Source organism: Anaerotruncus sp., assembly GCF_057433415.1.
This window is the reverse complement of sequence record NZ_DBMDHH010000011.1, coordinates 17,633-30,973: the sequence shown is the minus strand read 5'-3', so window position 1 is coordinate 30,973 and position 13,341 is coordinate 17,633. Positions and strand designations below refer to the sequence as shown.

At 63.4% G+C, this 13,341-nt stretch carries 16 protein-coding genes; 10 read left to right on the top strand and 6 right to left on the bottom strand.

Annotated elements, in window-relative coordinates:
- Positions 1-27: 27 nt before the first annotated feature.
- From hydF to ACZO3G_RS04985, 4 genes are all read right to left on the bottom strand, one after another.
- Positions 28-1,221 (bottom strand): [FeFe] hydrogenase H-cluster maturation GTPase HydF, encoded by a 1,194-nt coding sequence (gene hydF, locus ACZO3G_RS05000; protein WP_276872971.1) that lies wholly within the window; start codon positions 1,219-1,221, stop codon positions 28-30.
- Positions 1,222-1,294: 73 nt separating this feature from the next.
- Positions 1,295-2,707, bottom strand: a complete 1,413-nt coding sequence (gene hydG, locus ACZO3G_RS04995) for a [FeFe] hydrogenase H-cluster radical SAM maturase HydG (RefSeq protein WP_121585990.1) — start codon at positions 2,705-2,707, stop codon at positions 1,295-1,297.
- Positions 2,708-2,724: 17 nt separating this feature from the next.
- Positions 2,725-3,690 (bottom strand): [FeFe] hydrogenase H-cluster radical SAM maturase HydE, encoded by a 966-nt coding sequence (gene hydE / locus ACZO3G_RS04990; protein WP_276873242.1) that lies wholly within the window; start codon positions 3,688-3,690, stop codon positions 2,725-2,727.
- Positions 3,677-3,946, bottom strand: a complete 270-nt coding sequence (locus ACZO3G_RS04985; RefSeq protein ID WP_276873245.1) for a TM1266 family iron-only hydrogenase system putative regulator — start codon at positions 3,944-3,946, stop codon at positions 3,677-3,679. Before ACZO3G_RS04985 ends, hydE begins: the two co-directional genes overlap by 14 nt.
- A gap of 338 nt (positions 3,947-4,284) precedes the next feature.
- Between ACZO3G_RS04985 and ACZO3G_RS04980 the strand changes: the two genes are divergently transcribed.
- The 5 genes from ACZO3G_RS04980 (at position 4,285) to ACZO3G_RS04960 (ending at position 7,731) form a co-directional block, all read left to right on the top strand.
- Positions 4,285-4,731: a GNAT family N-acetyltransferase gene (locus ACZO3G_RS04980; RefSeq protein WP_121585738.1), complete on the top strand. Its 447-nt coding sequence runs from the start codon at positions 4,285-4,287 to the stop codon at positions 4,729-4,731.
- Positions 4,732-4,829: 98 nt separating this feature from the next.
- On the top strand, positions 4,830-5,414 hold the full coding sequence (locus tag ACZO3G_RS04975; protein ID WP_276873247.1) for a LemA family protein: 585 nt from the start codon (positions 4,830-4,832) through the stop codon (positions 5,412-5,414).
- 16 nt (positions 5,415-5,430) lie between these two features.
- Positions 5,431-6,228, top strand: a complete 798-nt coding sequence (locus tag ACZO3G_RS04970; protein WP_101550942.1) for a TPM domain-containing protein — start codon at positions 5,431-5,433, stop codon at positions 6,226-6,228.
- 145 nt (positions 6,229-6,373) lie between these two features.
- On the top strand, positions 6,374-7,066 hold the full coding sequence (locus ACZO3G_RS04965; protein ID WP_172439219.1) for an HAD hydrolase-like protein: 693 nt from the start codon (positions 6,374-6,376) through the stop codon (positions 7,064-7,066).
- Positions 7,067-7,098: 32 nt separating this feature from the next.
- Positions 7,099-7,731: a lactate utilization protein gene (locus ACZO3G_RS04960; protein ID WP_101550937.1), complete on the top strand. Its 633-nt coding sequence runs from the start codon at positions 7,099-7,101 to the stop codon at positions 7,729-7,731.
- Positions 7,732-7,789: 58 nt separating this feature from the next.
- On the opposite strand, the gene putP is transcribed toward ACZO3G_RS04960, so the two are convergent.
- Positions 7,790-9,280, bottom strand: coding sequence for a sodium/proline symporter PutP (gene putP, locus ACZO3G_RS04955; RefSeq protein ID WP_276873250.1), 1,491 nt, complete (start codon positions 9,278-9,280; stop codon positions 7,790-7,792).
- 183 nt (positions 9,281-9,463) lie between these two features.
- The gene (locus ACZO3G_RS04950) at positions 9,464-9,790 is read right to left on the bottom strand and encodes a hypothetical protein (RefSeq protein WP_146021704.1); all 327 of its coding nucleotides are present in this window, start codon (positions 9,788-9,790) and stop codon (positions 9,464-9,466) included.
- Positions 9,791-9,934: 144 nt separating this feature from the next.
- Between ACZO3G_RS04950 and ACZO3G_RS04945 the strand changes: the two genes are divergently transcribed.
- The 5 genes from ACZO3G_RS04945 to ACZO3G_RS04925 are packed head-to-tail and all read left to right on the top strand — an operon-like array spanning position 9,935 to position 13,256.
- Positions 9,935-10,615 (top strand): nucleotide-binding protein, encoded by a 681-nt coding sequence (locus tag ACZO3G_RS04945; protein WP_101550931.1) that lies wholly within the window; start codon positions 9,935-9,937, stop codon positions 10,613-10,615.
- A gap of 38 nt (positions 10,616-10,653) precedes the next feature.
- A complete protein-coding gene (locus tag ACZO3G_RS04940; RefSeq protein WP_101550929.1) occupies positions 10,654-10,860 on the top strand; it encodes a 4Fe-4S dicluster domain-containing protein in 207 nt (68 codons plus the stop codon).
- A gap of 40 nt (positions 10,861-10,900) precedes the next feature.
- Positions 10,901-11,974 carry a 3-methyl-2-oxobutanoate dehydrogenase subunit VorB gene (locus tag ACZO3G_RS04935; protein ID WP_101550927.1) on the top strand — a complete coding sequence of 358 codons (1,074 nt, stop codon included), beginning with the start codon at positions 10,901-10,903 and terminating at the stop codon, positions 11,972-11,974.
- Positions 11,974-12,729: a thiamine pyrophosphate-dependent enzyme gene (locus ACZO3G_RS04930; protein WP_101550925.1), complete on the top strand. Its 756-nt coding sequence runs from the start codon at positions 11,974-11,976 to the stop codon at positions 12,727-12,729. Before ACZO3G_RS04935 ends, ACZO3G_RS04930 begins: the two co-directional genes overlap by 1 nt.
- Positions 12,729-13,256, top strand: a complete 528-nt coding sequence (locus ACZO3G_RS04925) for a 2-oxoacid:ferredoxin oxidoreductase subunit gamma family protein (protein WP_101550923.1) — start codon at positions 12,729-12,731, stop codon at positions 13,254-13,256. Before ACZO3G_RS04930 ends, ACZO3G_RS04925 begins: the two co-directional genes overlap by 1 nt.
- Positions 13,257-13,341 lie beyond the last annotated feature (85 nt).

Below are 13,341 nucleotides of genomic sequence, written 5' to 3'. Positions count from 1 at the left end.
TTTTGCAGGATGCTGCACGGTTGCGATTCAGCGGTAGCTGATCTTGTCGAGGATGCCGCCGAGCTTGGCGAGCGCGACCCCGTAGTTGGTGATCGGGACCCCCGCCGCGCGGGCCCGTTCGATGCGGGAGAGGACGTAGCGGCGGTTGAACATGCAGGCGCCGCAGTGGATGATCAGATTGTAGCCGCTGAGATCCTCCGGAAAGTCGGGGCCGCTGACCACGTCGACTTCCAAGGCTTCGCCCACCCGCCTGCGCAGCAGGCGGGGGAGCTTGACGCGCCCGATGTCCTCTTCGAGGGGGGCGTGGGTGCAGGCCTCGGCGATGAGCACGCGGGAATCGGGGGTGAGCGCGTCGATCGCGGCGGCCCCCTCGACGAAGGAGGCGATGTCCCCCTTGACGGCCGCCATCAGCACCGAAAAGGAGGTGAGCAGGCTTTCGGGCGGCTTTTTCTGGTAGACGGCGGGGAAGACCTGCGAGTCGGTGATGATGAGGCGGGGCGGCACCCGCAGGGCCGCGAGGCCCTCGTCGAGCTTGTCGGCCGTGACCGACAGCACGACGCAGCGGTTGTCGAGCAGGTCGCGGATCGTCTGCACCTGCGGCAGGATGAGGCGGCCCTTGGGCGCCTGGATGTCCTGCGGCATGACGAGCAGGACGACGTCCCCCTCGCCGACGAGCCCGGCGGTGATGCTCTTTTTTTCGTAGTCCTCGGGCAGCTGGCGGATGACCGCCTCGATCACGTCCTTGACGCCGGTGCGCTCCTTTGCGGAGACGACGATGGGGAAGAGGGAGAACGCGTCATGGATCGCCCTGGCGATCTCGGAGACGTTGCCGAGCAGATCGGCCTTGTTGATGACGGCGACGACCGGCGTGCCGCGTTCCTGCAGCGCCCCGATCCAGTCGGCCTCCAGAGAGACGTCCGCCTCGCAGAAGACGACGATCGCCACGTCGGTCTTTTCGAGCGCGTCGCGCGTGCGCCGGACGCGCAGCGCGCCGAGCTCCCCCTCGTCGTCGAAGCCGGCGGTGTCGATCAGCATGCAGGGCCCGATGCCGTGGATCTCCATCGCCTTGTAGACGGGGTCGGTCGTCGTGCCCGCGACCTCGGAGGTGAGGGCGGTGTCCTGGTTGGTGATCGCGTTGATAAGGGAGGATTTGCCGCTGTTGCGCTTGCCGAAGATGCCGATGTGCAGCCGGTTGGCGCTGGGGGTTGTTGTCAGGCTCATGGAATGGCACTCCTTTTATATGATGCGGTTTCGTGTCCGTCCCCGGCGCCATTGACGGGGGCGGACGGCCCGGTCAGAACCGAAAATCGCGCTTGCCCGCGGCGATGTCCGCCAGGTGCTCCACGGTGAGGCGGCGGACCTTCTCGTTGGGGATGAGGGGGATCGTGTCCGCGATCATCTTTTCGCCCTTGGCCTTCGTCTCGGGGGAGGCATAGTCCTCGAGGTACTCCTTGAGGGTCATGAGCGCGTTGGGGTCGCAGCAGTTGCCGATCTGCTGATTTTTGACAAGGGTCATGAACCGGTCGCCGGTGCGTCCCTCACGGTAGCAGGCGGTGCAGAAGCTCGGGATGTGGCCGAGGTCGAGCAGCCAGCCAACCACCTCGTCGAGGGTGCGGTTGTCGCTGACGTCGAACTGGGCGGAGTTCTCCTCCTCGGCCTCGGCGTAGCCGCCGACGCTCGTCCGGGAGGCGCCGGAGATCTGCGAGATGCCCAGGTGGAGCACCTTTTCGCGGGTCCTCTGCGATTCACGCGTCGAGATGATCATGCCGGTGTAGGGGACGGCGACACGCAGCACGGCGACGATCTTCTGGAAGATCTCGTCCGAGATGGCGTTGTTGAACTCGTCGGGGTCGATGTCGTCGGCGGTGCGCACGCGGGGCACGCTGATCGTGTGCGGGCCGACGCCGAAGACCGCCTCGAGGTGCTCGGCGTGCATGAGCAGGCCGACAAAGTCGTATTTATAGAGGTTGAGCCCAAAGAGCACGCCGCAGCCCACGTCGTCGATGCCGCCCTCCATCGCGCGGTCCATCGCCTCGGTGTGGTAGGCGTAGTTGCTCTTCGGCCCCGCCGGGTGCAGGTATTCGTAGGACTCTTTATTATAGGTCTCCTGGAAGAGGATATACGTCCCGATGCCCGCCTCCTTGAGGCGGCGGTAGTTTTCGACCGTCGTGGCGGCGATGTTGACGTTCACGCGGCGGATCGCGCCGTTTTTGTGCTTGATGCCGTAGATCGTCTTGATGCTCTCGAGCACGTATTCGATCGGGCAGTTGACGGGGTCCTCGCCCGTCTCGAGCGCGAGGCGCTTGTGGCCCATGTCCTGGAGCGCGACGACCTCCCGCACGATGTCCTCCTGGGAGAGCTGCTTGCGGGCGATGTGCTTGTTGTGGTGGTGGTAGGGGCAGTAGCGGCACTCGTTGACGCAGTAGTTGGAGAGGTAGAGGGGGGCGAACATGACGATGCGGTTGCCGTAGTTTTTCTTCTTGATGTCCATCGCGAGCGCGTAGATTTTTTCTATGTAGGCGGGGTCTTCACATTCGAGAAGCACCGCCGCCTCGCGGTGGGAGAGGCCCTTCAGCGTTGCGGCCTTCTCCAGAATCTGATCGATGAGGGGGAAATTCGCCTTGTTCTGTTCGGCGTACTCGAGCGTCTCCCTGATCTCAGCGTCGTCGATAAATTCGGTTGCGACCTTCGACTTCGGATTGTACATTTTCATTCAACCTTTCTTTACTGCGGTATTTTTCCCAGACCGCGGATCATATTTTCCAGCTCGGCGCGCTCGGCCTTGATATCGGTATGTCCGAGCGCGGCGGGATAGATTTCATATTTCTGCTTGTAGGCGTCGGGCGTCACCTTGCGCATGATGACGTTCGCCCCGCAGGAGAAGACGTCGTTTTTTTCCTTCCCGTCGATCACCCCGAGGGAGGTGGTGGCGGGCAGGTTCGCCTTCGGCAGCAGCAGCCGCGCGAGCGCGACCGCCCGCTTGGTGAGCTCGGTGCTCCCGTGCGGCAGGTCCCGCAGCGGCGTGTCCGGGTGGGGGATGAAGGGCCCGATGCCCGCCATGTCGCAGCCGATCTCGCGCAGCAGCAGCAGGTCGCGCGCGACCGTCTCGTTCGTCTGGCCGGGCAGCCCGATCATGAACCCGCTGCCCGTCTCGAACCCGAGGGCCTTGAGGGTTTTCAGGCAGGCGACCCGCTCGGAGAGGGTGCCGCAGGGGTGCAGCGAATCATAGAGGACGGGGTCGGCGGTCTCGTGCTTGAGCAGGTAGCGGTCGGCTCCGCACGCCCGCAGGTGCGCGTAGTCCTCCCGCGGCATCTCGCCGCAGCTCACCGTCACCGCCAGTCCCGTCCGCTTGATCTCCCGGACGATCTCCCCGAGCAGCGCGGAGGTAAAAAACGGGTCCTCGCCCGACTGGAGCACGATCGTTTTGTAGCCCGCCTCCCAGGCGGCGCGGGCGGAATCAACCATCTCCTCCGGCGTCATGCGGTAGCGGTCGCAGGCCGCGTTCCTGCTGTTGAGCCCGCAATAGCGGCACTGCCGCCTGCAGTGGTTGGAGAATTCGAGGATGGCGCGGATGTGCACCACGTCCCCGACCGCCTCCCGACGGACCCGGTCGGCCATGCGGTAGACGGGGGAGAAGTCCTGTAAAGTGAGAAGCCCTGCCAGCCCGGAAACCGTGTCAATCAGCGTCATGCGGGGGACCTCCTGCCTTGGAATAGACCGTCTTTATGCTGACGCCGGGGAGCATCCCGAGCTTGCCCGAAAGGGAGCTGATCACGTTGTTCGGCGCGTCGACGACCACGCTGATGATGCTGACGTCTTTCGCGTGGTAGGGGATGCCCATCCGTCCGACGATGCAGCCCGCGAATTCGTGCAGGATGGCGTTGAGCCGGTCCGCCGCCCGCATGTCCTCCACGATGATGCCGATCAGGGCGATTCTTGTTTCCATCCGTCAGCCTTCCTTTCCGAAGCGGCCGCGTCTCCGCCGCCAAAAAAAGCGCCGCGTCCCCAAAGGCGCGGCGCCGCGTTTGCAGCACAAAAATACCACCGCCTTCTCCGCCGGGCCGAACCCGCGCGCTTTAGAACGATTTGCCTGAAAAGCCTTGATCCGCGGGAGCCCCCTTGGACGCAGGCGATGAAATTGTACCGGATATTTCCCGTTGGCAACATTATAGCACGGGTGGGCGGAATTGGCAAGGGAGGCCGGGGACGTCCGGGCGGAGTTGCAAAACGGGACGGAATTGGGTATACTGTTGCCAAACATCAAGGAACAGGAGCATGAATAACATGATCAGGAAGCTGACCCCGCAGGACAAAACGGATTTTCTCACGCTGCTCGATGAATTTTACCATTCGCCGGCCGTGCTGCACCCCGTCCCGGCGCATTTTTTTGAACGCACCTACGAGCAGGCGGTCTCGGACAGCCCCTATGTGGACGTCTTCCTCCTCGAGCAGGAGGGGAAGCTCGCCGGCTACGGGCAGGTGTCCCTCACCTGGTCGACCGAGGCGGGCGGCATGGTCGTGCTGCTCGAGGAGCTCTACCTGCGTCCCGAATTCCAGGGGAAGGGGCTCGGCAGCGCGTATTTTTCCTTTGTCAGCGAATACTATGCGGGGAGGGCGGCGCGCTTCCGCCTCGAGGTGGAGCCGGATAACGAAGGCGCGCGCAGGCTCTACGGCCGCCTCGGCTACGAAGAGCTGCCCTATGTCCAGATGGTCCGCGAACTGGGAAAATGAACGGTCTGTGACGGATTCGTGAATTCACGGGCGGCCCGCTTGTACGGGACACCGGGTTGTGCTAGGATGGTGGCAGGCCAAAAGAAAGGAACGATAAGATGAAAAAAATGTCTACCGGCGTGGTCGTCCTGATCGCGGTTCTCGCGATCATCGTGATCATCGGCGTCTCCCTTGTCGGGGGGTATAACGGCATCGCCGCGGCGCGCGAAAACGTCGACACCCAGCAGGCGGCGATCCAGACCCAGCTTCAGCGCAGGGCCGACCTGATCCCCAACCTCGTCAACACGGTCAAGGGGCTGGCGGCGCAGGAGCAGTCGGTCATCGACAGCGTCACCGAGGCGCGCGCGCAGCTGGCGGGCGCGCAGGGCATGGGGATGGAGGAGCTGGCCGCGGCCAACGACAATCTCTCCAGCGCGCTCTCCCGGCTGCTGATGGTCGTGGAGAACTATCCGGAGATCCAGTCGAGCCAGGGGTATATCTCGCTGATGGATGAGCTCGCGGGCACCGAGAACCGCATCTCGGTCGCGCGCAACGACTACAACGACGCGGTCAAGAGCTACAACAGCAGGATCATCACCTTCCCGAACCGCCTGGTCGCCGGCATGTTCGGATTCGAGAAGGCGGAGTACTTCACCGCGCCCGAGTCGGCGCAGTCTGCGCCGGACGTGGATTTCGGCGCGTAAGCGGAGAGGGACGGGCATGAAAAAGACAGCAGCCATTCTCGCGGCGCTCCTGCTTGTGGCGGCGGCGCTCTGCGGCGCCGCCTATCCGAGCCCGACCAGCGACTTCTTTGTAAACGACTATGCCGGCGTGCTTTCGCCGGATACCAAAGCGTATATCATGGAGCAGTCCGCCTCCCTTGCGCAGGAGACGGGCGCGCAGATCGTCGTGCTGACGGTGCGGTCGCTCGACGGCGAGGACCCGGCGTCCTATGCGCTGAACGTGGGCCGCCAGTGGGGCATCGGCGACGGGGAGAAGGACAACGGCCTGCTCCTTCTGCTCGCGCCCGACGACGGGGAGATCCGCGTCGAGGTGGGGCGGGGTCTGGAGGGCGCGCTCAACGACGCGAAGGTCGGCCGCATGATCGACGCCTACGCGCTCGAGAGCTACAAGGCGGGCGACTTTGACGCGGGGACCCGCGAGCTCTACAGCGCCCTGCTCTCCGAGACGATGGTGGAGTATGGTCTCGAGGCGCTGCCCGGTTACGAGCCGCGCGACTATGGGGAGGATTCCCGCGAGGGAAACTTCGCCGGGGCGCTCGTGGTCTTCTTTGTCATGATCGCGGTCGTGATGCTCTTCATGCGCGGCGGCCGTCACCGCGGGCGCCGGCATTGGGATGACGACGACTTCCACGGCGGGCCGTTCATCGGGGGCTTCTTCGGCGGCGGGTTCGGCGGCGGAGGCGGGTTTTCCGGAGGCGGCGGCTTCGGCGGCGGGGGCGGCTTCTCCGGCGGTGGAGGCGGCTTCGGCGGCGGCGGCTCCGGCCGCAGCTTCTGAAACGCCCGGAAAAAGAGAATGCGAAAACCGGCCCCGGCTTATGCCGGGGCCGGTTTTGCGCGCTGCCCCCGATTGATTTCGGCGGGGCGCGTATGGTATACTGGTGCTGATCAAAAATATTGCGGCAGCAGATAGGATGAAGCGGATGAAATATCAGGTGGTGCTCTGGGACTTTGACGGGACGCTCGTGGACAGCTCGCCCGGCCTCTTCCGGTCGCTTGGCCGGATGTTCGAGCGGATGGGCCGCCCGGTGCCCGGCGAAGAGGTCCTGCGCAAGTTTATCGGCCCGCCGATCGTCTACTCCCTCAAGACCTACACCGGCATGTCGGACGAGGACGCGGAAAAGGCGGTGTGGCTCTTCCGGGAGGACTACGAGGCGGGGGGCTGCTACCTCTCGAAGGTGTACGACGGGCTGCCCGAACTGCTCGGCCGTCTGCGGGAGCGGGGAATCAAAACGGGCGTCGCGACCCTCAAGCCCGAAAAGACCGCCCGGCACCTGCTGGAATACCTCGGGATCGACCACCTGATCGACACCTGCATCGGCAACCGTAACGACGAGAAGGGCGCGATCACCAAGAAGGACATCATCGAAACCGCGCTCGACCGGCTCGGTTGGACGGACAAGTCCCGCGTCGTGCTCATCGGGGACTCGGTCTACGACGCGGACGGCGCGATCACGGCGGGGATCGATTTTGTCGGGGCGGCCTACGGCTTCGGGCTCCTTCCGGAACAGGCGGAGGAGCTGGGCTGCTGCTACGTGGCGGAGTCCCCGGCCGACCTCGAGCCCTTTTTCTTTGGCCCCGGCGATTGCAATGCGGCGGCGGGCGCGGTAAAATAAAAGTGGACCAACAAGCTGGACGGAGGGGTAGCATGGACGCAAATGTCAGCGCGGTACTCGAAAAGAAGATCAACCGGACGATCGGCAATCTGCAAAACAACAAGATGGACGCCTACTATGTCAAGACCTGCGCGGAGGCGGTCGCGCTCGTGAAGGAGCTCTGCCCCGAGGGACAGTCGGTCTCATGGGGCGGCTCGATGACCCTCGCGGAGAGCGGGATCAAGGAGCTGCTGCGCTCGGGGGCCTACCGCTGCCTCGACCGGGAGGCGAAGGGCGCGGACCCCGAAAAGATCCAGCGGGAGGCGTTCTCCTGCGACACCTATTTTTGCAGCAGCAACGCCGTCACCGAGGCGGGGGAGCTCTATAACGTCGACGGCATCGGCAACCGCGTGGCCGCGATGATCTACGGCCCCAAAAGCGTGATCGTCGTCGTGGGCTACAACAAGATCGTGCCCGACCTCGAGGCGGCGCGGGTGCGCATGCGGGACACCGCCGCGCCCGCCAACGCGACCCGCCTCGACCGGCGCACCCCCTGCAAGGTGCTCGGCATCTGCCGCGACTGCCACAGCGACGACCGCATCTGCTGCGACTATGTCGTGATGTCCCAGCAGAAGGTGAAGGGCCGCGTCAAGGTGATCATCGTCGGCGAGCAGCTCGGCTACTGAGCGGAAAAACAGAGAAAAAGCCCCGGGAACGCGCCGCGTTCCCGGGGCTTTTGTGAAGTCAGATCCGCGCGGCCTTCGCGCGCTCGAAGAGGTCCTGGACCTCTTTGGAGGGCTCCCTGTCGAGGAGGGAGACGGCCACGATCACGGCGAGCGCGAGGGCGAAGCCGGGGGCGAGGGAGTAAAGCCCGGTGCCCGCCAGCACGGGGACGTTTTCCCACAGCACGACGGTCAGCCCGCCGACCACCATGCCGGCGACCGCGCCCTTCATGGTCAGCCGCTTCCAGAAGAGGGAGAGCAGGATGACCGGCCCGAAGGAGGAGCCAAAGCCCGCCCACGCATAGGAGACGAGCCCCATGACCGAGCTGTTCGGATCGAGCGCGAGCAGGTAGGCGACGACGGCGATCACCATGACGGCGGTGCGGGAGACCCACATGAGTTCCCTGTCGGAGGCGTTCTTGCGGAAGAGCGCCTTGTAGAAGTCGTTGGAGACCGCGGAGGCGGCGACGAGCAGCTGGGAATCGGCGGTGCTCATCGCGGCGGCGAGGATGGCGGAGAGCAGGATGCCCGCGATGAAGCCGGGGAAGAGGCGGGTGACGAGGTCCATGAAGATGACCTCCGCCGCGCCCACGTCGGCGTAGACGCCCCGCCCGCCGAGGAAGGCGATGCCCACGATGCCGACGAAGACGGCCGCGCAAAGGGAGATGAGCACCCAGACCATCGCGATGATGCGGCTCTTTTTGATCATCGAGCTGTCCTTGATCGCCATGAAGCGCACGAGGATGTGCGGCATGCCGAAGTACCCGAGGCCCCAGACGAGGCCGGAGACGATCGTGACGAGCGCGACCCTGCCGGACGCGTCGGCGAAGAGGTTGAGGTAGTTGGGGCCTCCGAAGCCCGCGATCAGCTCGGGGGAGATGCCCGAGGTGGTGAAGGCGGCGGCGACCGGCACGATGATGAGCGCGGCGAACATCAGCATCCCCTGGATGAAGTCGGTCCAGCAGGCGGCCAAAAAGCCGCCGAGGAAGGTGTAGGAGATGATGATGACCGCGCCGACGGTCAGCGCCACGACGTAGTCGAAGTGGAAGACGTACTGGAAAAGCTTCGCGCCGGTGCTGAAGGCGGAAGCGGTGTAGACGAGGAAAAAGACGAAGATGATCACTGCGCAGACGCTTCGGATCGCGGTGGACTTGCTGCAAAAGCGGTTTTGCAGATACTGCGGGATGGTGATCGAGTCGTCGGCGACGTAGGTGAACTTGCGCAGGCGCACGGCGACGAGCTTCCAGTTGAAATAGGTGCCGAGCGCGAGGCCGATGGCGATCCACGCGGCGGAGAGCCCCGACCAGAAGGCCGCGGCGGGAAGCCCGAGCAGCAGCCAGCCGGACATGTCGGAGGCCTGCGCGCTCAGCGCGGTGACCCAGCTCCCGAGGCTCCGGCCTCCGAGGAAATAGTCGGAGATGTTGTTGGACTTGCGGTAGAAATAGAAGCCGATCCACACCATCAGGGCGAAATAGATGATGAATGCGATCAGGATGCCGATGTCAAGCTGCATGGCGGTTCCTCCTCATTTTCGTGCTTGGATGTCGGATGGGGCGCTTTTGCTCATTGCCGCAGTGATGAGCTGCAAAACTTACCCATTATTATACAAAATTCCCCAATCCAATGCAAGGGCGGATTTCAAAAGTTGCAGAATTTCTGTTGACAGCGGGGAAAATATGCGTATAATTAGAATCTATCAGGGCAATGCAGTCTTTACTACCTTTTCGGAGGCTTTTGGCATATGTTCAACCGGATTTCCAAGAGAATCGCTTCGATGCTGGCCGCGCTTTGCTGTGCGGTCTGCCTCGCTACCCCTTCTTTCGCGCTCATTCCGAATACGGGCGACGGTTCCGGGATGCTCCTGCCGATTATGGGCGGGCTTCTTGTGGTATCCGTAATCCTTATTATTATCTATGTCGTACTGTCCGCAAAGAAGAAAAAGTAGCAATTTAGGGACGATTTTCACGACCTTCCCGGATTGCGGGAAGGTTTTTTTATATACTTTTTCCAGTTGCTTTTGCATGAACTGGTTTTGTACATTTCATACTTTATTGATGCAGTATTTTAAAGCGCATTTGTGGAAAAGCTGGAAATTCTTTCGTTGCCTTGTGAATAATCATGCAGAATGCTATAATCAAACTTAACGCTTTCGCAGAAGGGAGCGCCTATGCTGACCAATCTCAAACGGATCGTCGTGGTCGTCGGTCACTACGGCAGCGGAAAGACCAATTTTTCGGTCAACCTCGCGGTGGACCTGAAGGCCGCCGGCCGGGACGTGATCCTCGTCGACCTCGACATTGTAAACCCCTATTTCCGCAGCGCCGATTTCGGCGCGCTGCTGGAGGAGAAGGGGATCGGGCTGATCGCGCCCGTCTACGCGCGGTCCAACCTCGACGTGCCCGCCCTTGACGGGCGCCTGGACGCCGTCATCGAATCGGATAAGACGCTGGTGATCGACGTGGGCGGCGACGACGCGGGCGCGGCCGCGCTCGGCCGCTACAGCGCCATGATCAGAGAGGCGGGCGGATGCGACGTGCTCTACGTCGTGAACGCCTACCGCTATCTCACCCGGACGAGCGAGGAGGCCGCCGAGATCCTCGGGGAGATCGAGCGGAAGGCCCGGCTGGAGGTGACGGCGGTGGTCAACAACTCCAACCTCGCGGACATCACGACGGCGGACGACATCGTTTCGTCGGCGGGATACGCCGAGGAGACGGCGCGTCGGTACGGCATCCCCGTGCTCTGCACGACGGCGTGGAAAAAGCTCGCCGCCGGGGTGGGGGAGAAGCTGCCCGGCCGGGAGATCTATCCGGTGGATATTTATGTAAAAAAACCGTGGGAAGTCTAGAGGCCCCGCGGCGGTATAGAGTTAAGGAGGTGTTTTCAATGGCAAAGATGACGGTGAACCGTGACATCTGTAAAGGCTGCGGCCTGTGTGTGGAAGTCTGCCCGAAGAAGATCGTTTTTCTGGATAAATCGGTACTGAACGGAAAAGGGTACCATCCCGCTACCGTGACGGATATGGAGAGCTGCATCGGCTGCGCGATGTGCGCGACGATGTGCCCCGACTGTGCAATTACCGTTGAGAAATAGCGGCCTCAAACAGAATTGATCCACGAAAGGCAGTGAAGTTATGTCATCCACGCAAAAAATGTTAATGAAGGGGAATGAGGCGCTCGCGGAAGCGGCGATCCAGGCGGGCTGCCACCATTTCTTCGGCTACCCCATCACCCCGCAGACGGAAGTCGCGGCGTATATGGCCAAAAAGATGCCCAAGATCGGCGGTACATATATGCAGGCGGAGTCGGAGATCGCCGCGATCAACATGGTCTACGGCGCGGCCTCCGCGGGCGTGCGCGCCATGACCTCCTCCTCCTCCCCGGGCATCTCCCTCAAATCGGAGGGGATCTCCTACCTGGCGGGCTCCGACCTGCCCTGCCTGATCGTCAACGTCCAGCGCGGAAGCCCGGGGCTCGGCGGCATCCAGCCCTCCCAGGCCGACTACTGGCAGGCCACCCGCGCCCCCGGCCACGGCGACCTGCATGTGCTCGTCTTCGCCCCCTCCTCCATCCAGGAGATGGTCGACATGGTGTTTGACGCGTTCGACCTCGCCGACTGCTACCGCATGCCCGCGATGATCCTTGCGGACGGGATGCTCGGCCAGATGATGGAGCCGATCTCCTTCCCCGAAAAGCAGGTCAAGACCTACGACAAGAGCGGCTGGTCGACCAGCGGCCACCAGCACAAGCGCGCCCACCACATCGTCAACTCCCTCTACCTCCAGCCGGAGGAGCTGGAAGCCAAAATCCTCGAGCGCTTCCAGCGCTATGAGGAGGTCAAGGCGAAGCACACCCGCTGCGAGGAGTACCTCATGGAGGACGCGGAATACGTCGTCGTCGCCTACGGCGCGACCTCCCGCATCGTCCGCAGTTCGGTCAACTCCGCGCGGGAAAAGGGGATCAAGGTCGGTCTCATCCGCCCGCTGACCCTCTGGCCGTATCCGTACGCGCCGATCGAAAAGGCGGCCGAGCGCGGCGCGAAGGCGTTTTTGAGCGTCGAGATGAGCATGGGCCAGATGGTGGACGACGTGCGCATCGCCGTGAACGGCAGGGCGCCCGTGTCCTTCTTCGGACGCACCGGCGGCGTCATCCCGACCCCCGCCGAGGTGCTCTCCGAAATCGAAAAAATGGCAGGAGGTGACCGGTAATGGCCGTCGTCTATCAAAGACCCCACGCGCTGCTGGATGTCAGCACCCACTATTGCCCCGGCTGCACCCACGGCATCATCCATAAGCTGGTCGCGCAGGCGCTCGACGAGCTCGATATCGAAGGCCGCACGATCGGCATCGCGCCGGTCGGCTGCTCGGTCATGGCGTACAACTATTTCGGCTGCGACATGATTGAGGCCGCGCACGGCCGCGCCCCCGCGATCGCGACGGGCGTCAAGCGTTCGCTGCCCGACAGCGTCGTCTTCACCTACCAGGGCGACGGCGACCTCGCCGCCATCGGCACCGCCGAGACGGTCCACTCCGCGACCCGCGGCGAAAACATCACGATTATCTTCGTCAACAACGCGATCTACGGCATGACCGGCGGCCAGATGGCCCCGACCACCCTGCCCGGGCAGGTCACCCAAACGACCCCCTACGGCCGCGACGTGTCCTACTCCGGCTTCCCGATCCATGTGTGCGAGATGCTCTCCACCCTCGACGGCGTGGCCTACGCCGAGCGCGTCTCGGTGGACAGCGTCCCCAACATCCGCAAGGCGGGCGCCGCGATCAAGAAGGCGTTCAAATGCCAGGTGGAAAAGAAGGGCTTCTCGATCGTCGAGGTGCTCTCCGCCTGCCCGACCAACTGGGGCCTTACCCCCTCGGAGGCGCTCCAGTGGCTGCGTGACAACATGATGCCCTACTACCCGCTGGGCGTCTACACCGATAAGACGGAGAAGGGGGTGCGTCCGTAATGCTGAGTATCCTGCTCGCAGGCTTCGGCGGCCAGGGCGTCCTGTTCGCCGGAAAGATCATGGCCTATTCCGGGCTCATCGAGGATCAATACGTCTCCTGGCTGCCCTCCTATGGGCCCGAGATGCGCGGCGGCACCGCCAACTGCTCGGTGTGCATCTCCGACGAGCCGATCGGTTCCCCGCTGGTGCTCAACCCCGACGTGCTCGTCGCGATGAACCTGCCCTCCTACGACAAGTTCATCGACAAGGTCGCCCCGGGCGGCATCGCCGTGGTGGACAGCTCGCTCATCGCCAAGAAGAGCGACCGCACCGACATCAGCTGCTTCTACGTCCCCGCCACCGAAAAGGCGGATTCCGAGGGCCTCAAGGGGCTCTCCAACAACATTCTGCTCGGCAAGGTCCTGCAGGAGGCGAAATTCGCGTCGCTGGAGACGGTCGAGGCGGCCGTGGCCAAGTGCGTGCCGCCCAAAAAGCAGCACCTGCTCGAGCCGAACATGCGCGCCATCAAGCTGGGCATGAGCCTCTGAGAGGCGGCCCGGACTCGCGGCCCGGAAGGAATTTCCTTCCGGGCCGTTTCCATGCCCGCCGGGCGCGGCATTTCCGGGGAAAAGG

What these genes read in the sequence shown, in the direction of transcription:
- hydF (WP_276872971.1), bottom strand. Translation starts at nt 1,221, where the DNA reads ATGAGCCTGACAACAACCCCCAGCGCCAACCGGCTGCACATCGGCATC.
- ACZO3G_RS04985 (WP_276873245.1), bottom strand. Translation starts at nt 3,946, where the DNA reads ATGGAAACAAGAATCGCCCTGATCGGCATCATCGTGGAGGACATGCGG.
- ACZO3G_RS04970 (WP_101550942.1), top strand. Translation starts at nt 5,431, where the DNA reads ATGAAAAAGACAGCAGCCATTCTCGCGGCGCTCCTGCTTGTGGCGGCG.
- hydG (WP_121585990.1), bottom strand. Translation starts at nt 2,707, where the DNA reads ATGTACAATCCGAAGTCGAAGGTCGCAACCGAATTTATCGACGACGCT.
- ACZO3G_RS04940 (WP_101550929.1), top strand. Translation starts at nt 10,654, where the DNA reads ATGGCAAAGATGACGGTGAACCGTGACATCTGTAAAGGCTGCGGCCTG.
- ACZO3G_RS04960 (WP_101550937.1), top strand. Translation starts at nt 7,099, where the DNA reads ATGGACGCAAATGTCAGCGCGGTACTCGAAAAGAAGATCAACCGGACG.
- putP (WP_276873250.1), bottom strand. Translation starts at nt 9,280, where the DNA reads ATGCAGCTTGACATCGGCATCCTGATCGCATTCATCATCTATTTCGCC.
- ACZO3G_RS04935 (WP_101550927.1), top strand. Translation starts at nt 10,901, where the DNA reads ATGTCATCCACGCAAAAAATGTTAATGAAGGGGAATGAGGCGCTCGCG.
- hydE (WP_276873242.1), bottom strand. Translation starts at nt 3,690, where the DNA reads ATGACGCTGATTGACACGGTTTCCGGGCTGGCAGGGCTTCTCACTTTA.
- ACZO3G_RS04945 (WP_101550931.1), top strand. Translation starts at nt 9,935, where the DNA reads ATGCTGACCAATCTCAAACGGATCGTCGTGGTCGTCGGTCACTACGGC.
- ACZO3G_RS04975 (WP_276873247.1), top strand. Translation starts at nt 4,830, where the DNA reads ATGAAAAAAATGTCTACCGGCGTGGTCGTCCTGATCGCGGTTCTCGCG.
- ACZO3G_RS04950 (WP_146021704.1), bottom strand. Translation starts at nt 9,790, where the DNA reads ATGCAAAAGCAACTGGAAAAAGTATATAAAAAAACCTTCCCGCAATCC.
- ACZO3G_RS04930 (WP_101550925.1), top strand. Translation starts at nt 11,974, where the DNA reads ATGGCCGTCGTCTATCAAAGACCCCACGCGCTGCTGGATGTCAGCACC.
- ACZO3G_RS04980 (WP_121585738.1), top strand. Translation starts at nt 4,285, where the DNA reads ATGATCAGGAAGCTGACCCCGCAGGACAAAACGGATTTTCTCACGCTG.
- ACZO3G_RS04925 (WP_101550923.1), top strand. Translation starts at nt 12,729, where the DNA reads ATGCTGAGTATCCTGCTCGCAGGCTTCGGCGGCCAGGGCGTCCTGTTC.
- ACZO3G_RS04965 (WP_172439219.1), top strand. Translation starts at nt 6,374, where the DNA reads ATGAAATATCAGGTGGTGCTCTGGGACTTTGACGGGACGCTCGTGGAC.